The organism is Spirosoma horti (genome assembly GCF_054776595.1).
Genome location: NZ_BAAHBQ010000001.1, coordinates 574,686 through 593,951 on the forward strand (window position 1 = coordinate 574,686; position 19,266 = coordinate 593,951).

Below are 19,266 nucleotides of genomic sequence, written 5' to 3' on the forward strand. Positions count from 1 at the left end.
CCTAAACCAACTTAATGATGAACGAAAATCAAGTTTCAAGGCGGTATGTCCTCAAGGCCGGAGCAGTTGGTTCCTTAGCAGCCATGGGCCTGCCTACCTTCATTCCGGCAAGTGCCTTTGGGGCCAATGACCGAATTCGTATTGCCGTAATAGGGATCAATGGACGCGGGAAAGATCATATTCAGGGTTTTTCGCGGCTCAAAGATGTGGAGGTGGCAACCCTTTGCGATGTGGATAGCACAGTGCTTCAGAACGGAGCCAGCGAGTTCGAGAAGAAGTACAACAAAAAAGTGAAGACCATGGCCGACCTTCGGCAGGTCTATGAAGACAAAGATATTGATGCGGTGAGTATTGCCACGCCCAACCACTGGCACGCCCTGGCGGCTATCTGGGCCTGTCAGGCGGGAAAGGATGTGTATGTGGAGAAACCTGGTGCCCATAACCTTCGGGAGGGCCGGAAGCTGGTAGAAGCAGCCCACCATTACAAACGTATCGTGCAACATGGCGTGCAGTTGCGAAGCTCCGTGGCGATTCAGGAAGCGATCAAACACCTGCGCGACGGGCTGATCGGGAAGGTCTACATGGCGCGGGGACTGGTCTACAAATGGCGACCCGACATTGGGAACAAAGGCCCCTCGCCCGTTCCATCTGAGCTAAACTGGAACATGTGGCAGGGTCCGGCACAGGCCAAAGAGTTCAGCAAAAACTATGTGCATTACAACTGGCACTGGTTCTGGGACTACGGCAATGGCGACATTGGCAACCAAGGCATTCACGAAACGGACCTCTGCATGTGGGGCCTGGACGTCGGCCTTCCCGAAGAAATAACGTCGGCGGGGGGCAAGTTTCTCTGGAACGACTGCAAGGAAACACCCGAAACGCTCACGTCGATCTACAAGTACCCATCGCAGGGGAAGGTCATTCAGTTCGAGGTTCGCCCCTGGATGACCAACAAGGAAGACGGCGTTGAAATTGGCAACATCTTCTACGGCGACAAGGGCTACATGGTCGTTAACGGTTATTCGGACTATAAAACGTTCCTGGGGAAAGAACGCGCGCCGGGTCCGGCCCGCAACGAAGGGGGTGACCATTACCTGAACTTTATCGAAGCGGTTCGGGCGCGGGACACGGCAAAGCAAAATGGCCCTGTTGAAACGGCCCACCTGGCGTCTGGGATCGCCCACCTGGGCAATATCGCCTATCGGCTGGGACGCACCCTGCATTTCGATCCCAAGAATGAAGTGTTTGTGAGCGATAAAGAAGCCAACCAGATGCTGACCCGCAAGTATCGGGCGCCGTTTGTGGTGCCGGAGAAAGTGTAAAACAAGTCGATTCGTCTTCCAAGTTCTTTCTATGGAGTCGTTTTTTCGTGGAGTCGGGTTCTCAAACCCGACTCCACCCGTTGGGGAGAACCCGATCCCGACTCTCAAAAATCAAGACTACCCAAATCTCCTTCAATTCTCAAAATCCAATGATTCCCCCGGCACCAACCTCCACAAACCGTACAGTGATCAGCCAACTCCTGCAACTGCCCGTACTGGTAGCGGCCCTCGGTTATCTGGTCGATATGTATGACCTCTTTTTGTTCAGTGTTGTACGGGTTCCCAGCTTAAAAGCGCTGGGGGTCGATGGCGACCGGTTGCTGAGTGAAGGCATTTTGTTGCTCAATGCGCAGATGGCCGGGTTGCTGATCGGCGGCATTTTCTGGGGTGTCCTGGGCGATAAGCGGGGGCGCTTGTCCGTACTTTTTGGTTCAATCCTACTGTATTCGCTAGCCAATATTGCGAATGGATTCGTTACCTCGCTGGATCAGTATGTAGGTCTGCGATTTATCGCCGGGCTGGGTTTAGCTGGTGAACTGGGGGCAGGTATTACGCTGGTCACTGAGATTTTGCCGAAGCAAATTCGGGGCTACGGGACTACCCTTGTGGCCACGATGGGCGTCCTGGGCGCTATTCTGGCGTATTTCATGGCCGACCTCTTCGACTGGCGAATCTCGTATTTTATTGGGGGCGGCATGGGCCTGATGCTCCTTGTTTTGCGTTTCAATGTGCTGGAATCGGGTTTATTTATCAACTCACAGAAACGGAACGTCTCTCGGGGCAGTATCGGTATGTTATTCTCGAATAGAGCCCGCCTGACGAAATACCTGCAGAGTATTCTGGTTGGTTTACCAATCTGGTTCGTTGTCGGCATTCTTATCACGTTCTCGCCGGAGTTTGGGAAAGCCCTAGGCCTGAGCGCACCGGTCGTAGCCGGGAAAGCCGTCATGCTGAGCTTTTCGGGGCAGGTAGCAGGCGATTTAGTGAGCGGGTTTCTGAGTCAGTCCATGCAGAGCCGCAAGAAAGTGATCCGGCTGTTTATGTTGCTTTCGTTTGGCTTTATGCTCGTGTATCTGCTGGCGCCCGTTCATGACATCACGCTCTTTTATGTCGTCTGCGTGTGCCTTGGTTTTGCCAACGGCTACTGGACACTGTTCGTGACGATTGCCGCCGAACTCTTTGGCACCAACCTCCGCGCTACGGTAGCCACTACCGTTCCCAACTTCGTGCGGGGTGCAACGATTCCGCTAAGTGCCCTTTTTATTCAACTAAAACCGGCCCTGGGTACTATTTACAGCGCCTTGGCGGTGGGGCTTCTTACCCTGGTAATCGCCCTGATTGCGCTGTCATTTCTGGACGAAACGTTTAAGAAAGATCTGGACTATCTGGAAGAGTAAGTTTCAACTACATTCGTCAAAATTCGATAGACTAATCAAAACTTACGTTTCCTTATCAGCCACCGACTCGTAACGGGCCCAATAATCTGTACCTTTGGGTGTCAAAAAATAAACGCACACGCATTACATTCATCATTTGTTTATCATGAAGAGTCGAAATTTTACGCCCGTTGCCGTAGCCATTCTCCTTACGCTTTGTTCATTATCAGTTGCTCAGGCTCAACTTAAAGTGCCGGCAGCCAGCCCTTCCCAGACCACGAAACAAAGTTTTGCGCTGGGCGACATTACGCTTGACTACTCCCGGCCAGCGGTTAAAGACCGAACCATTTTTGGGGATCTGGTCCCCTATGATAAAGTATGGCGTACCGGTGCCAATGCCACCTCTAAAATCACCTTCTCAATGGATGTGAAGCTGGAAGGCAAAGAAGTGAAAGCGGGCACTTACGGGTTGTTCACGATTCCGGGTAAAACCAGTTGGGAAGTTATGCTTTCCAAAGATCTGGCTCTGGGCGCTAACGTGGGCGATTACAAAAAGGAAAACGAAGTCGTACGGGTGCAGGTAAAACCAACCACGCTGGCCAACCGGGTCGAAACGTTTACCATCAACATAGCGGATATCAAGCCAAATTCGGCCGTCCTGGAAATCATGTGGGATAAAACCCGCGTTCCCGTTGCCATCACCGCCGATATCGATCAAACGATCGTGAAAAATATCGAGGCTTCATTAGCGTCAGATAAACCGGCTTATTTTGAGGCTGCCAGTTATTATTACGACACAAACCGGGATTTGAAACAAGCGCTTGGCTGGGTGACCAAAGCCACCGAACAAAATCCGAAGGCGTTCTGGGTCATGTTGCTGAAAGCCCGGATCGAGCTGAAATTAAAAGAAAAAGCCAGTGCGATTGCCAGCGCCGAGAAAACGGTTGCCCTGGCGAGTGAAGCCAAAAATGCGGATTACGTAAAAATGGCCAATGACCTGATCTCTTCGGCAAAAAAATAAGATCAGTCGTCAGCTTTTTGACTAAATACACCGTCGAGCCCAGCCTCTCCTGAAAAAGCCTGCTTTTTCAGGAGAGGCTGGGCTCTTTTCATGCCTTTTTGTCGCATTTGTACAAGACTGACGCTGGCACATTTCGGAGTTTTGCCTCGTTATCAAGCAATGCAAAATCATGTTACTGACGAATAAGCAAGTAGCCATTCTGGGTGCGGGGCCCGTTGGGCTGACCATGGCCAAATTACTACAACAGGAAGGAGTAGCGGTAACCGTTTACGAACGAGACAAAAACGCACAAACAAGGATCTGGGGCGGTACGCTCGACCTGCACAAGCATTCAGGGCAGGAAGCCTTGAAAAAGGCAGGCTTGCTGGAAAGCTATTATGCCAGGGCGATACCCATGGGGATACTCATCACGGACGAACAGGCCAACATACTGGCTATCAAAGAAAGTACCCCCGACAATCAATACGATAATCCAGAAATAAACAGGAACGATCTAAGGCAACTGTTGCTCAATAGTTTAGCCACCGACACCGTTGTCTGGGATCGAAAATGTACTGGACTGGTCGAACAAGCCGACCGATGGGTGTTACAATTCGACAATAAGCCCGCTGCGACCGCCGATTTTGTTATCGTTGCCAACGGGGGCATGTCCAAAGTAAGAAGCTATGTTACAGATACGGACGTTGACGAAACCGGAACCTTTATCATCCAGGGAGACATCCCTCAACCCGAACGAAGCTGTCCGGAATTTTATCAATTCTGCGATGGAAAAAGACTAATGACCGCTCATGGAGGCAATTTATTCGTTGCCAACCCGTACAACAGTGGGTCTTTGAGCTATGGCCTGATTTTTAAAAAGCCCGACGCCTGGCGTCATGGCGATGAATTAGCCTTTCAGGATACAGCCAGCGTTCGTCGGTTTCTTGTCGATCGGTTCTCGGATTGGGATGAGCGGTACCGGCAATTAGCCCAGGTTACATCCTTCTTTGTTGGCCTACCGACCAGAAAATTGCCCCTCGATAAACCCTGGAAGAAGGATCGTCCGTTGCCCATAACGCTCATTGGCGATGCCGCCCATTTGATGCCGCCCTTCGCGGGCCAGGGCGTAAATACCGGACTGGTAGATGCATTAACGCTAGCCGACAGCCTCACCAACGGAAAACAGGAAACCCTCCAGGCAGCTATCGACGACTACGAACAAAAAATGGTTGTGTATGCCTCAGAAGCACAACGGGAATCGAGCGAGAACGAAATCGAGATGCGACATCCCGACTTTTCCTTCCAGCAATTTATCCAGTAAGTTCTAAAGCAGACTACTGCCTGACGTTGCTATTTTAGTGCCATTACTTCTTCGTTGCATTGCCAAAAAACAAACCCATCCATACCCTGAATCCTCAGGCCACAGATGGGTTTGTTTAGTAAACACAATTGCTTTTCCCTGGCTTAGTACCCGGGATTTTGCTTCAACTGCGTGGAGACATTCAGCACATTCTGCCCAATGGGGAAAATTGCGGTGTGGTTATCGGCATCGGGTTGTTTATCCCACCAGGTGCCCGAGTTGAATACACCCCAGCGAATCAGGTCCGTACGACGACGGCTTTCGACTAAAAATTCACGGCCCCACTCATCGATCATTTCCTGGTCGGTCAACTGGCTGCCGTCGGGTTTGTATAGACTGGGTGAACCCGCCGGGTAGTTGCGCGCCCGGACGGTATTCAGCAATGTAGCCGCAGATGCTTTATCGCCCGCCCGGTATTTGCATTCAGCTAAGGAGTAATAAATTTCGGCCAGGCGAATTTCAGCGTAAGCCGACGAAATCTTGTTTGGATCACTGCTCGGGTAATACGGGTACTTCACCGGAAGAAGCCCCGAATTCTGATCGGCATGGTTCATATTCGATACCTTATCGGCGATTTTGGTACCAGGCTTGGCGTCGAGAAACATACCAACCTGATCCCGAATGAAGAGTGCATATGGCCCCTTCGTCGAGCGAACGGTATCGACTTTGCCATTCGAATTGACGTAAGGCAGATACCCCGACAGAAACATCCCTTCCCGTGTGCTGTTACCCAGATTCTTGTAGGTTTTCAACCGGAAATCGTCCGCATATTTTTTGAATTTCAGATACGGCTTACCCAGGGCAAAATTGTATTCCGTGCTATCGACATCCCGGCCGGGCTGTAAGGCATATTTAGGATTGGACGTACCAAAATCAGTGAATCCGAAATAGTAGGGCGCATTGACAGGCATCATATTGAAATACATATTACCATCATACTGCCAGTGCGTTAGCCCGAAGCTACCGGGAAAGCCGAAGACGACCTCCGGAGAGGTTGGGTTGGTGTAATCGAAGGGCGCATCCCACCGCTTCTCCAGCCCGTAGGTGCCATATTTACCGGCAATGATGTCCTGGCACACAGCTGCGCAGTCGGCAAAATGGTCGGTGCCTGTATACACTTTAGCATTCAGATAGAGACGCACCAGCAAAGCGGCAGCCCCGCCCTGGGTCCAGCGGCCAATGGCATTGTCGCCCAGGCTTTGGCGGGTCGGTAGTTTCGGCAGCGACTCTTTCAACTCCTGTTCGATGTACGAAAACGCTTCCTGCGGTGAAACCTGTGGCCCACCCGCCGATTCACCTTTTACTTTTTTCACCAGAACAATGTTCCGGTAAAAATCCAGCAGCCTCAGGTTAAGCCAGGCTCTGAGGGTTCGCACTTCAGCGATCATATCGTCGAGTTCGGCCTGCGTCATGTCGAATTTGCCAGGGTCCGTAATGGCCTGCAAATCCTCCAGGGTATTTGTCGCCAGGGTAACACCGCCATACAGGGCATTCCAGGCATCGGTGGTGTAGCCGTCATTGGGCGTCCAGGTGTGGTTATGAACGCGCTGGTATTGCCCTCCATCGAACCAGTCTCCCTGCCGGTTAGGCGTCATCAGTTCGTCGGTACTGTTTTCCTGCAGCATGAAGGTTGAGCCGCCCTGGATAGTCCAGTAGCTGTGCTCAAAAGGCCGCAGAAAATCCCGAATGACATCATTCTTGGTTTGCAGGAAGTTCTCGGAGGTAATTTTGTCGTACAGGACTTCATCCAGGTTGGTACAGCCCACCGCCATCAGCAGAATAAAGGAGGCTGACACCCTGACCAGAAGACTATTAAAAATATGGTTGCCTTTCATTGTCTATGTCGTAATAAGATTAAAACGTGAGTTGCAGACCCAGCAGAAGTTGTGTCGTTGAGGGGAAATAATTGAGCGTACCAACCGTGTTCCCGTTACTATCAACCCGTTGGTTCACACCCGGATACAAGCCATTGGTCTGAATCAAATCCGGATCGCCCCCCGTAAACTTGGTAAAGGTCTTCAGGTTCCGGGTGGTGGCATATACCCGAACGGAACGCAGGAATTTAACCGTCAGTGGCTGGGTATAACTGAGCATTACATTGTCAATTTTGACGAAGCTACCCGACTCCAGGAAGTAGTCCGACAAGGTAGAGTACGTAGCGGCATTGGTTAGTTTTGAATACTTCCCGCCATCATACGCCGAAGTGAGTGTATTGGCATTCTGCTGCGTGGAGGGCGTTCCTAAGTAAAAGGCGTAGGTATTGAATAATTTGTAGCCAAATGCACCCCGCAGAAAAACGGTTAAATCCCATTTTTTATACTTAAAGCTGTTGGTCAGACCCGCCGTAAACTGGGGTAAGCCATTACCTACAAATTGTTTATCATCATTGGATGCCTTGTTGGCCACGATCACATCACCCGCCTTGTTATACACCAATAATGCGCCCGTTTCATCTACTCCGGCAGATTTCAACATATAAAAACTGCCGATTCGGGTGTTTTCCTGCAACCGCTGAATATTACCGGGGCTACCCGGTGCGGGCATACCCACTACATCGATGTAGTTCTGTCCTTTGTAAGCATCGTTGGAGAAATTGACAAATTTGTTGCTATTGGTCGCTCCGGTAAAGGCCAGATTGTAGGTAAAATCTTTCTGACTAATTACGGCTGCACTCAACTGGATTTCCAGGCCTGAGTTCTGCATCGTTCCGACGTTGGCGAAGGTCGACCCCTGCACGTTGGGCGGGTTGGGAACATTATACGAGCCCAGCAGGTCTTTATTCGTACGAACGTAGTAATTCAAACTTCCGGTCAGGCGGCTGTTTTTGAATAGGTCGAAATCAACACCGATGTTGACGTTGATCGCTTTTTCCCAGCGCAGGTTGTAGTTCGTATTCTGGCTTGGTCCCCATACCTGGTACGATGTGTTGTTATAAAGATAATACCCGTACCCGCCATAGGTATCCAGCGACAAGTAATTGCCAAAGTCCTGATTACCGGTCACCCCATAATCGGCCCGTAGTTTCAACTCGTTCAACCAGGAAATCCCCTGCCCGAATTTCTCCTGGGTAATGCGCCAGCCAACCGATGCGGCCGGGAAATAGCCCCATTTATTGTCGTAACCGAATTTAGACGAGCCCTCCCGGCGAAGACTGGCCGACAAGTAGTACTTCTGATCGAAGTCGTAGTTTACCCGACCAAAGAACGCGGCCAGTTTAGAGCTATTCCGGTAAGAACCGACGTTATTAATCCCCTTTTCAAGGTTCCACAGACCAGACCCTAAGTTGTTGTACGTCAGGACATCTGAGGGAAGGTTTTCGTTGGAGGCACTAAAACCGGATGACATAAACGCCTGATACGAATAGCCACCCAGCAGTTTGACCGAGTGCTTGCCGGTCTCCAGGGCGTAGTTACCAGTCCATTCGAAACTCTTCTGATCATTTTCATCCAGGGATTGGGAAGCCGTGTTCCGCTTCGTGCCATTGATCACCGTCGTCAGCGTCGAGGGGCTGAAATTCTCATTTCGGAAGGATGAACTCACTTCGCCCAGCGTAACGACTGTCGATAAGTTTTCGAGCAGATTGAGCTTGAACGAGGTGTTCAAATCCAGGTATTTTATCTCCTGTCCTGATAACACATTTTTAGCAGCTTCGACCGGGTTATTGGCAAAAAAGCCATTGTTGATGTACGCGTATTTACCCGTGTTGTCGTACAATGGTTGCGTGGGATTGAGCGTCAGGGCGTAGTTAAATCCGCTGTAATCAGCGCCACTCGTTTTGGCGTACCGGGGGGCAGCGCTGAAGGTAATGGCGTATAAGTTGTTGGCTGACGTATGGTTGATGTTCACCCGGCCACCATATTCCTGCTTAGCAGAACGCAGGTCAATGCCTTTCGCATTCCGGTAATCCAGCGACGTGAAATAGTTCGTCTTTCCATTTCCGCCGGAAAACTGCAACGTGTGCTTTTGCGAAAAAGCAGGACTGCGGCTAACGGACTTCATCCAGTCTGTATTACCTCCTAAATCCACACCCCGTTTGTTGGCCAGAAACTCGTCGTGGGAAAGGATAGACAGCTTATTGGTGATGTAATCGAACGAACTGTAGCCATCGTAAAAGATGCGCGATTCCGACGACCCTTTCTTGGTCGTTACCACAATGACCCCATTGCCACCGCGCGTCCCATAAATGGCAGAAGCAGCTCCTCCCTTCAGGACGTCGATGGATTCGATTTCGTTCTGGTTGATATTGTCCAGATTACCACCTGGTATACCGTTAATAACGAACAGGGGCCCCAGTCCGGCACTCCGCGAGGAAGCCCCACGCAACTGAATGTTAGGGGTTGAGTTCGGGTCGCCAGCGGCCGTGTTGGTCACGGATAAACCAGCCACCTTCCCCTGAATGGCCATCAAAGGGCTATTACTACCAACCCGAAGCAGATCGCCGGACGACAAGTGGGTAACGGCGCTGGTTACTTCCTTACGGCTCAGCGATCCATAACCAACGACAACAACTTCATTGATGGATTTCACATCAGGCTTTAACTGCACGTTCAGCGTTGTCTGATTGTTGAGCGGGACTTCCTGAGTTGTAAAGCCAACAAAACTGAACACCAGCGTCTGCGGGCCATCGGGGATGGTCAATTTAAAAGACCCCGACGCATCCGTTACGGAACCCCGCGTAGCCCCTTTTACAACGACACTTACGCCAGGTAGCCCTTCTCCTTTTTCGTCCGACACAACGCCGGAAATAGTTCGATCGGCTGGCGCTTCCAGGCCACCGTTGGGGTCCCCCATCTCAATGGTAACGGAGGAGGCAGCCGTGCGGGCCAGGATAATCTGATCACCGGAAATACTAAAACTGACCTGTAAGGGAGCCAACAGTTTTTCCAGCACATCTTTCAACGTGCTATTCTGTACCCGCATCGAAACGAGTTGTTTCGAACGGACAATTTGAGGACTGTAAGAAAACTTGACGTTAGCGGCCTTTTCAATGCTCCGCAAAACTGTTTTAATGGATTCATGCTGGATAGTCAGACTTACCCGGCGATCCAGCATTTCCTGCCCCGACGCATCGTCGGCCCACGATACGCCTACGAAAGTGAGCGCCAGCAGAAGTTGGAAAAACGTACATTTCATACACCTTAGTAAGTAAGGGTTAATTTTTTTCATAAGTTTGATTGGTTTTGTCGGTTTGACATCAGGCAAAGCAATTCCCTTCAGCCAATGACAGGCTGTTCGTAAAAGGGAACCGTTGGGCCAATGGTGCTTGCCCCACCATTGGCTTTTTTTACGTTGGATTAAAGAGGATATCAGTGGTTACTGGTCCATAGGCGGTAGTGGTCTCAATCGTGTAAACATCAACTAAACGAGGTGATCCGAAACGGGTTACTGGCAACTCCCCCCATTGATAACGACCTGGCCATCAATGACGTCGTAGGTTGCCCCAACCGTTTTGCAAATAATCATCAGCTTTTGATCAAAGGACAGGCCATCCATCGATGAAGTTAGCTGGCAATCAATAAGCGCTTCTTTATTGTAGAGAATGTCAATACCATAGGCTTCTTTTACTTCCTTTAGAACCTGAGAAATTGGCGTTTCATTGTAGACAAAAGCGGCCGATTGCTTTACGCGGCCAGGCGGTTTTATGACCAATGGCTGGTTGACCAGCGATTTATCGAACTGGTCAGTTTCCCTGGTAAACACAACCTGCTGGTTTGGCAGCAGGAGCACCCCTTTCTGATGTACACGTGCGGAATTGGCATGATCCCGATACACCGATACCTGCCCGGAGAGCACCTGAACCCGGATATTGTTTTCTTTAGAAAAGGCCCTGATTTTGAACGTTGTTCCTACCACCTTGGTGACTAGTTCATTCGCCAGTACCAGAAATGGCTTCTGGGCATCTTTCGTCACAGAAAATGTGGCTTCTCCCGACAAATACACCAGCCGGTTTTTCTGCCCAAAATCTACCGGATAACTTAAGCGACTGTTTGGATTCAGCGACACAACCGATTGATCGGGTAACCGAACAAGCTGGGATTGATCAGTCGTATTAATTTTTTCCGAGAACGTTTTCTCCAGGGTAGCCAGCCGGTGTTCATAAGGCGTCACGGTATAGGTGGTTAACCACCAGATACCGACCGCCAAACCAACCGAGGCTGCCGCAGCCCACTTGATCCAGACAAATCGAGCAACGGGCCTCACGGTCTTGAGTGACTGGGCATTCGTTTGCCGAATCCGGATGAGTAGCTGCCGAATCGTTTCTTCCGGCAGGGACGTCTGGGCATAGGTGTCGAGCCCTAGCCGAATGGCGTCTAACAGACTCACCGCTTGTTGCCATTGCTCCAGCGAATGCTTCTCACACCAGCCATTCCAGAACGCTGTCGACTGGGGAGTCGGCGCAAGCTGGTGATTGACAAAAAAGTCGTCGGTTAAAAAATCAGCGGATGAAAATTGGTCGTAATCGGGCTGCACAATCTATTGGTTTCAACAATAGATGACGAGATCAGAAAAACGTACTCACTTATTTATAAAAAAAATGAAAAAAGTTAAAAAAGGAAGGATAATCCAGCCCCGGAGCTTCTCAACGGCTCTGAATACCAGATTTTTAGCTGACTGTTGATTGACATCCATGACATCCCCAATCTGGTTATAATTCATATTTTCAACGAAGCGCAGTTTAAGGGCTTCCTGCTGGCGGGGCGGAAGCTGAGCGATCAAACGCAACAAGCGTTCCTTCCGGGAATTGGCCGCTTCCAGTTCTTCCAGAAGCTCCAACTCATCAGGCTCCGTCCAGAGGGCATCATAATCCGTTTCGGTCAATGACTGAACCGGATGTTCTTTGCGTTCGAGGAGATGAATAATTCGAATTTTAAGGGCTTTCAGTAAATAGTGCCGGACACTAGTCGGTGTTGTGAGCCGGGTTCGCTTTACCCAGATCTCCGTGAATACATCGTGCACACAATCCAGTACGAAAGCTTCCGAAGCCGAGACCAGACTCATACCATAGCGGTACATGGCTCGAATGTGTAGTTGATAAAGTTGCGTGTAAGCCTCCTCATCGCCCGCCTGAAAAGCGGTCCAAAGTTGAAGTTCGTCCACTTAGTTAAAATAATGCGCTTAGGCTACGATCTTGTTCCAATTTATATTGACAATACATTCCCTGAGTGGGAACAAGCAAACTCTGTCTGTCCTATCAGCATGAACGCATAATCATACTTTACAAAATTAACGTAAAATCTATGATTTTTTGACGTTAATTTTATAGTATAAAGCAGCCAGCCGCTATACATTTTGCCTAAGTTACGTGGCGTGAACTGGGGTCGGTAGCGAACAACAACCCAGAAACTTCCTCATCGGCCGATGACCAGTCGTGTCTGAGCGGGCGAGTTTTCCGCATCCACAAGCTGGATGCTCAGTGTATTATTCTTATATGTACTCCTGTCGATAGCGACCGTGATGGAATGAATACCCGGCGAGAAAACGTCCGTTACTCCTCCGTCCGTCAGGTTGACCGGCTTTTGTCCGACCCAAGCACTGACGCCCGTCGTTGAGTTCATAGCTAGCTTTACGTTGCCTTTACTAACCACTTCAATATCGAACCGGACGAAACTGAGCCGCTTCCCTGGCAAAACATCAACAACCGGCAGTTCATCTAGTGGAAGATCGCCGGACACTTTGCTATAGGCAGGCTGCCAGGGCGCTTTCGCGTTGTCCTTTGTGATATAGACGGGCCCTTCGACCGCGATTTTCCGGGCCAGTTCCTTATTCGCCGTAACGGTGCTCCAGCGACGCACGAACCGCGCTGTGGGTACCCGAAACTTGCCCGATTCACCCATTTTCGACAGAAACCCGACCAGATTGACAAACGCTTCCTTATCCAAACCAGCCGTCAATCCAGGAGGCATCAGCGAACCGGGCACTTTTTCGATTGAACTGATCTGGCTCTTGGGAATGGAAACTTCCAGGCCACTTACATCGCGCACCACAACTTCAGACGTCGCATTACTTACCAGATACCCCATCAGTTCACCGCCATCTTTCCTGGCGATCCGCTGAAGCTCGAAGCCTTCCTTGATGGATTGATTTGGGTAAAGAATGGACCGGATAATGGTTTCCGACGGTGAACTCGTTCCCAGACTGCTCAGATCCGGGCCGATACGCCCACCGGCTCCACCGATAGCATGGCAGGTAAGACAGCTTAGGTTGCTTTGTCGAAATACTAACTCACCTTTAACAGGATCTGCTGTTTCTCTGACGGTTTTAGCCAGGCTGGCGATTTCCTGATCCGTTAGTTCCTGAGGCATTTTTTCGGGCAATAAAACACCACCGGATGCTTCCAGCGCCTGCGTAAGCAGTTTGACATCATCCGTGTTACGTCGATTGGCAGGCAGATTGCGCTGTAAAAATTGACGAATCTGTTTTGCCCGGCTCTCAGGTATTTTCCGGGCAACCAACTCGTCGGCGAGCAACCGGATGCCCGTTTTGTTGGCGATAAATGCCTGAACAAGCTCGGTTACATCGGTTTGCGTGGGTAACGACCGTAAAAGGTCAACGCCCGTTCGGGCGGATTCCGAGGCATTCATTGACACCAACTGAGAGGCCGCAGCTAGCCTCAACTCGGCGGGATTGCTGGCATTGGTCATGGCCACAACGGCCACACGGGCCTGCTCATTACCCAGCATAGCCAAGGCGGAAAGGGCGGCTTTCCGCACGTTCTTATCGCCCTTTTTAGCCAGGCTGACCAGAGTCCCATTCTGCTCATTCAGATGCCACAAGCCAATCAATCGGATAGCACTTACCGCAATCGTCTCGTCCTCATTATCAACGAAGCTGGCGATCCTGGTCAGATTCCCGGTCGGCATCACCCCCCGTCGGGCGGCTTCTTCCAGTACATTCAGTTGAGCAGCCATGGGTTTCGTCTGCCCTTTATTTCCCTGCACAGCCTGATCAAACAGACTAGTCAAATCAGTAGCGCTGCCAAATTTGGCAATCGAACCGAGCACATCTTTTTGGTACTCGTCAGGAATCTGGCCCTGTTGATACAATTGAGCCAGCCGGGCGACGGCTTCGGGGTTACTCACCGACTTGAGCGCGAAGGTGGTCTTTCGGGCATTCCCAAAGAAGTCGGGGCTGGCCTTGAGTTGGGTCATCCATTGGGGTTCCAGTTCGCGGACGGTCTGCCACAAGGCAAAGTCCAGGAACTCGTCCATCGGATTGTCCAACACCGTCAACGCCGTACGGGCGGCTTCAGCTGTATGCACTTTCCGAAGGGCAATAACCGCTTCAAGACGCACCTGGGGGTGCTTGTCGGCAACGGCTTTGGTAAGCAGAGCCGATACATGATGTAGCTTGGGATACCATAATTCCAGCGCCCGCAGAGCAGCGGCCCGCGCCTTGTGATTTTGAGCGGTTAACAGTTGTAAAAGAAGTGGCTCGCTCACGACCTCAAGCGTTTGATAGACCCAGAGCGCTTCCAGCAGATTGTGCTCGTACTCAGCGTCGGTTTTATCCAGTCCCTGTACCCATTTCTGCAGGGCAGGAATGACCTCCGCAGCACCACGGGCCTTCAGCACCTGTTTGGCCTGCGCACGGGTCCAGTCTTCCGGCAGTTTCAGGTCATCCAGCAGCTCGCCGACACTCGCTTTACTCAACTGTGTCTTCCTGACCAGAGGCCGGTTTTTGGCGACAATCCGCCAGATACGGCCATGCTCGTGATCCCGTCGCGGATCGTGAAAATCCACCTCGCCATGCTGAATAATAGGGTTATACCAATCGGCCACGTAGATGGCGCCATCCGGACCAACGGAGATATCGACCGGACGGAAAGCGACATGATCGGTCCACAACAAATCGTCGACCTGTTTGGAGGCATACCCGCTGCCCTGCTCTTCCAGCCTGAACCGGTTGATGCGGTTGGCCCGGAAGTCGTTGGTAATGACACTCCCCTGCCACGACTCGGGCAAATGACGACCGGATATTACCTCCAGGCCGCTATGTTTGGGTTGTCCAGGATTCAATCCCCGCAAGATTCGGGCGGCACCCGGCGACGTCAGGAAAGTAGCGCCCGGGAATGCATAATTGATTCCTTCAAAGCCAGCGCCATCGGTCAGAAACGTTTGCCCCCAGCGATCAAACTGCAGTCCCCACGGATTGACCAGCCCTTTGGCGTAAATATCCAGCTCGCGATCTTTAGGATTCAACTGCCAGACGCCACCCCCTTCCAGACGTTTGATACCGGATGGTGTTTCAACGTGGCTGTAGATGTAAATGGACTGGTTGAAATACAGAAGTCCTTCCGGCCCCCAACGGAAGGTATGAATCAAGTGATGGGTATCGGCCGTGCCAAATCCATTCAGAATTCGACGCTTTTTGTCTGCTTTCCCATCGCCGTCGGTATCCGCAAAATGCAGGATTTCAGTTGAATTGGCGACGTAAACGCCCCCATCACCGGGCAGGATTCCGGTAGGGGTAATCAGGCCTTCGGTAAAAATGGTTGATTTATCGGCCTTGCCATCGCCGTCCGTATCTTCCAGAACGAAAATCTTGTCGTTGGCCTGCTCGCCCGTTTTCAGATGCGGATAAGCGGTGCTGCTCACAACCCACAATCGACCGTCGGCATCCCAGTTCATCTGAATAGGCTTGGCCACCAGCGGTTCGGCCGCGAACAGCGTCACCTCAAAACCATCGGCAACTTTAAACGACTCCAGTTCCCGCTTCACATCCGGATCGGGATTGTCTTTTTGATTACCCTGGTTGGCAGAAGAGATAAGGATCAGTGCAGCCGGAACAAGGATCAGTCGGCGGAAGAACTTCACTGGCCAGCTCGTTTGTATAACGTTCATTCTACTTTAGAAGGGTAAGTTTATAGACGCTTGGCTTGGGTATGCGCTTCAGGGCAATCTGCCCTTCCAGCCATTTAATGATCAGGCTTTGCTCCTCCAGCCCTTTGGCATGCCGCCCCTGTTCATAGGCGCGCATACCCAGAATATAGGTCGTATTCAGCGGCCGGTATTGAAAGAAAAACAGCTCATTCTTTTTCAATATCATATGCTGCAACTCACGAACCTGCTCGAAGGCAGGCCCCTGTCTGATGTCGACGCCCGCTTCCCACTGGCTGGCTGACGCCGTTATAACCTCCTCATTATCGGCCGTAAGAGTATAGATACCTTTTTTCAACCCCGTTAGTTTAATGACCTGCCGCCCCTTGTCAACTACTCCATTTTCGTTTACGGGCAGCGGAAGGGGCAAGTACGGTTGATCGATCGTGAAGGTCAGAGACCCCGTATTCGTACCCATTTCCCGTATTTTGACCGGAGCGGCTGCTTCCGCACCCGTTTTGACAACCGTTATCGTCACTTGCTCCGTTCGCGGGGCCAGCCCCAGTCCTTTTTCGAGACTGGTTGCCAGGTAATAATACCCCGCTTCGTTCAGGTGAACACCATCTTCCGTAAGAATGGCGCTTTTTCCAGCTTCCTGAATCGGCCTGAACAGATCGACAAAGCGTTTGCCACGCTCTTCAGCCATTTTCGCAATTGTGGCTGCATACCGTTCCAGCATGGCATTGCGTTTGGCCAGATTCGCCACCGAGTCGGCGGCCAGGATTGGGATGGGCGATAGCAGGATAGTTCTTGCCCCGAGCTGGTCAATCTTATCAAGCAATTTGGTCAGGCCATCCCTGAACGTGGCTAAACCGGCTTCCCCCTCCTGCGCTTCAATCCCGCCATAGCCAACAAAAACAACCGTCGGTTGGGCTTTGGTAATGTGCTCCATCAGTAAGTCATACCCAGTTGGCGGGTTGGTAATGGTGCTTCGGGCAACGCCGAATACATTATCGCCCGTCCAGCCAAGGTTGCGGTAGGTAACCTCACGACCGGGCCATCGGGTTGTCAGGGCCAGTTCGAGATAACCATACTGAAAATCATCTTCGAACAATGAATTCCCCAGAAAGACAACCCGATCCCCACTCTTTAGCTCAAAAGGGCTCTGGAGCGATTCATTAACCGATTTAGGCGTAGTCTGCGCAAAGACCGATCCGCAGAAAAGATAAAGGAATACAAGTAAATTAGTACGTAGAATGGCCGGTACAGTACGCTTTCTCATCTGTTTTTATACTTACATACAACGTCCCGAAGGGCCGCTTTCTCCTGAAAAGCAGGGCCGCTCTTTACGGCTAAATTGATTTACGCAAAGAGCGGCTAAGTCATCTGACTCACTAAGCCAATGCTTTCCGGGCATTACGGTCCGGATCGTTGGCCAGGCTAGGGACATCATCCAGAATCATGGTTTCTCCATTTTGACTTGTATACGGTTTCCAGGTGGGCAATCCGCCCCCATTTGGATTACCGGTTTTCACAAAATTGATAAAAGAGCCTGCCATCTTTTCCGATAAAGCCCGGGGCCTTTTACCTCCGCCCGTGTGGGTGAGCATCAAATCGGTATTGTAAAACCAGAAACAGATGTCATCGCAGTGGAACGCCCGCATTCGACCGTCGAATAACGGAGGTTGCCAGCCAAACCAGGCCAGATAGACAGGCGCCTTTTGTTGCGAAGCTTTCGCATCGGCGGTGGCAACGGCGTTTTTCCGGTTAGAAACGACTAAGGCCCAAATCTCGATCGGACGCGCCTTGGGGAAATTCTTCGCATAGGCATCTACAATTTCGCCAGCCTTATCACCGAAACGGGGTTTGACTTTTTCTTTCACTTCAGCCAGCGAAATACTTTCCAGGCTCGCATCCGTTCTGTCGGGGTTTTGCTCATGAAACGTCGAGCAGATCATCAGGGGAATATCCGCCGAGAAATGATTGGAATCGTTGAAGAAAGCACCCGCATTCAAGGCCACGCCATCCGCTACGGGAGCGAATCCTCCCCGCTGAATACCAAGCTTTTTGGCTTCATCGGCCATTTTTTCAACGGCCCGGTTGGCAATGTCGATGTACTCCCGCCATGGAATTTGCTGAAGTTTAGCTATTTCGCCGGGTTTCAGGCCAGCCTCTTCCATCACTTTAAGCCCTAATTTTTCGGCATACTCTTTATTGGTTCCTGCCAACGAACTGCCGCTCAGCGCAACGGCCCGGTGAAACAATCCTTTAGCGGATGGCATGTTCATTAAGGTAGTCACCTTAGCTCCTCCCCCCGATTGGCCAATGATGGTTACCTTGTTGGGGTCTCCTCCAAAGTTGGCAATATTATTCTTAATCCATTCGAGGGCAGCCACCATATCCAGATTGCCGACATTGCCGGACGCAGCATGGCCACCAGCGGCACTTAGTTGCGTATAACCCAGCGAACCGAGCCGGTGATTGATTGAACAGAAAACGACATTCCCCAAACGGGCAAGATTTTCGCCATGATACCCATCCTGTTCAATCGCATTTCCATTCACGAAGCCACCCCCATGTAGCCAAACAACCACCGGCCGTTTTTGGGTATCCAAAGCCGGTGTCCACACGTTGAGTTTGAGGCAGTCTTCCGAAACATCGTCATAATTCCAATGGTCGACAAACGACGCATACGGATTAGCATACCGTTTTTCCATGATCTGAGGAGCCGAATTTCCCCACCAGAGGGCGGGCCGGATATCTGCCCAGGGTGTAGGTTTTTGCGGGGGCATGAACCGATTTTTTCCGGACGTATCGGCGCCATACGGTATCCCTAAAAATTGGTGGATACCCCGAAGAATAAAACCTCTGACTTTGCCATGTTCTGTATTAGCAACGGCGATACTATCGCCGACGAACAAGATCTGCTCATCTCCTGATGGTTTCGGCGTTTTGGTCTTGGGGGGAGCAACTGCCGTGGCCTGGTGAGATACTCCTACACTGGCTACTCCAAGTCCCAGCGACTGTAAAAAATTTCGTCTTGATGGTTTCATTGTCGCATGCTTATTATTGGTTCAGGAAAAACACATGTCCAGGGATTATGCGTGTGGAGAGCGCCTTCTTTTGTCTTTCTGTAAAAGGAACATTATGGAGCGTTTTTACTATGTCTGGCTTCACAAGCAGCTATATACCTTACTTCTTAAGGCCAAATCAGGGTAGTTTTCACTGATCCAGTTTTCATAAAAAGTGAAAAGCGACCGGCTTATCTTCCACAAGGACTAACCGGGTGTATAAAGCTCAATACGACCGTTTTATAAATTCAGCTACTATTGATAGACTTTTTCTATAATAAATATAAATTTAAAAATACATTCGTACCCGCGTTGCTAAT

Annotated in this window: 11 protein-coding genes; 4 read left to right on the forward strand and 7 right to left on the reverse strand. The window is 50.8% G+C overall.

The window, feature by feature from the left end; all coding sequences use genetic code 11:
- Nucleotides 1-17: 17 nt before the first annotated feature.
- The 4 genes from ACYVAM_RS02430 (at nt 18) to ACYVAM_RS02445 (ending at nt 5,019) form a co-directional block, all read left to right on the forward strand.
- Nucleotides 18-1,322 (forward strand): Gfo/Idh/MocA family protein, encoded by a 1,305-nt coding sequence (locus ACYVAM_RS02430; protein WP_461064211.1) that lies wholly within the window; start codon nt 18-20, stop codon nt 1,320-1,322.
- Between the two features lie 149 nt (nt 1,323-1,471).
- Nucleotides 1,472-2,719 carry an MFS transporter gene (locus ACYVAM_RS02435; RefSeq protein WP_461063553.1) on the forward strand — a complete coding sequence of 416 codons (1,248 nt, stop codon included), beginning with the start codon at nt 1,472-1,474 and terminating at the stop codon, nt 2,717-2,719.
- A gap of 145 nt (nt 2,720-2,864) precedes the next feature.
- A complete protein-coding gene (locus tag ACYVAM_RS02440; protein ID WP_461063555.1) occupies nt 2,865-3,719 on the forward strand; it encodes a DUF2911 domain-containing protein in 855 nt (284 codons plus the stop codon).
- Between the two features lie 169 nt (nt 3,720-3,888).
- Nucleotides 3,889-5,019 (forward strand): FAD-dependent oxidoreductase, encoded by a 1,131-nt coding sequence (locus ACYVAM_RS02445; protein ID WP_461063557.1) that lies wholly within the window; start codon nt 3,889-3,891, stop codon nt 5,017-5,019.
- A gap of 143 nt (nt 5,020-5,162) precedes the next feature.
- Here the strand turns inward: ACYVAM_RS02445 and ACYVAM_RS02450 are convergent, their stop codons facing one another.
- The 7 genes from ACYVAM_RS02450 to ACYVAM_RS02480 all read right to left on the reverse strand — a co-directional run bounded on the left by ACYVAM_RS02450 (nt 5,163) and on the right by ACYVAM_RS02480 (nt 18,928).
- The gene (locus ACYVAM_RS02450) at nt 5,163-6,893 is read right to left on the reverse strand and encodes a RagB/SusD family nutrient uptake outer membrane protein (protein ID WP_461063559.1); all 1,731 of its coding nucleotides are present in this window, start codon (nt 6,891-6,893) and stop codon (nt 5,163-5,165) included.
- Between the two features lie 19 nt (nt 6,894-6,912).
- Complete coding sequence (locus tag ACYVAM_RS02455; RefSeq protein WP_461063561.1) at nt 6,913-10,224, reverse strand: SusC/RagA family TonB-linked outer membrane protein; 3,312 nt, start codon at nt 10,222-10,224, stop codon at nt 6,913-6,915.
- A gap of 216 nt (nt 10,225-10,440) precedes the next feature.
- The gene (locus tag ACYVAM_RS02460) at nt 10,441-11,529 is read right to left on the reverse strand and encodes a FecR family protein (RefSeq protein WP_461063563.1); all 1,089 of its coding nucleotides are present in this window, start codon (nt 11,527-11,529) and stop codon (nt 10,441-10,443) included.
- Nucleotides 11,530-11,574: 45 nt separating this feature from the next.
- Nucleotides 11,575-12,156 carry an RNA polymerase sigma factor gene (locus ACYVAM_RS02465; RefSeq protein ID WP_461063565.1) on the reverse strand — a complete coding sequence of 194 codons (582 nt, stop codon included), beginning with the start codon at nt 12,154-12,156 and terminating at the stop codon, nt 11,575-11,577.
- A gap of 251 nt (nt 12,157-12,407) precedes the next feature.
- Entirely contained in the window at nt 12,408-15,899 is a 3,492-nt protein-coding gene (locus tag ACYVAM_RS02470; protein WP_461063567.1) for a PVC-type heme-binding CxxCH protein, read from the reverse strand.
- Between the two features lies 1 nt (nt 15,900).
- The gene (locus ACYVAM_RS02475; RefSeq protein ID WP_461063569.1) at nt 15,901-17,157 is read right to left on the reverse strand and encodes a GDSL-type esterase/lipase family protein; all 1,257 of its coding nucleotides are present in this window, start codon (nt 17,155-17,157) and stop codon (nt 15,901-15,903) included.
- A 112-nt stretch (nt 17,158-17,269) separates the two neighbouring features.
- On the reverse strand, nt 17,270-18,928 hold the full coding sequence (locus ACYVAM_RS02480) for a carboxylesterase/lipase family protein (RefSeq protein WP_461063572.1): 1,659 nt from the start codon (nt 18,926-18,928) through the stop codon (nt 17,270-17,272).
- Nucleotides 18,929-19,266: the final 338 nt, after the last annotated feature.

Bases quoted from the DNA above. Each gene is read 5' to 3' on its own strand.
- ACYVAM_RS02445 (WP_461063557.1), top strand. From the start codon at position 3,889: ATGTTACTGACGAATAAGCAAGTAGCCATTCTGGGTGCGGGGCCCGTT.
- ACYVAM_RS02440 (WP_461063555.1), top strand. From the start codon at position 2,865: ATGAAGAGTCGAAATTTTACGCCCGTTGCCGTAGCCATTCTCCTTACG.
- ACYVAM_RS02455 (WP_461063561.1), bottom strand. From the start codon at position 10,224: ATGAAAAAAATTAACCCTTACTTACTAAGGTGTATGAAATGTACGTTT.
- ACYVAM_RS02450 (WP_461063559.1), bottom strand. From the start codon at position 6,893: ATGAAAGGCAACCATATTTTTAATAGTCTTCTGGTCAGGGTGTCAGCC.
- ACYVAM_RS02435 (WP_461063553.1), top strand. From the start codon at position 1,472: ATGATTCCCCCGGCACCAACCTCCACAAACCGTACAGTGATCAGCCAA.
- ACYVAM_RS02475 (WP_461063569.1), bottom strand. From the start codon at position 17,157: ATGAGAAAGCGTACTGTACCGGCCATTCTACGTACTAATTTACTTGTA.
- ACYVAM_RS02470 (WP_461063567.1), bottom strand. From the start codon at position 15,899: ATGAACGTTATACAAACGAGCTGGCCAGTGAAGTTCTTCCGCCGACTG.
- ACYVAM_RS02430 (WP_461064211.1), top strand. From the start codon at position 18: ATGAACGAAAATCAAGTTTCAAGGCGGTATGTCCTCAAGGCCGGAGCA.
- ACYVAM_RS02480 (WP_461063572.1), bottom strand. From the start codon at position 18,928: ATGAAACCATCAAGACGAAATTTTTTACAGTCGCTGGGACTTGGAGTA.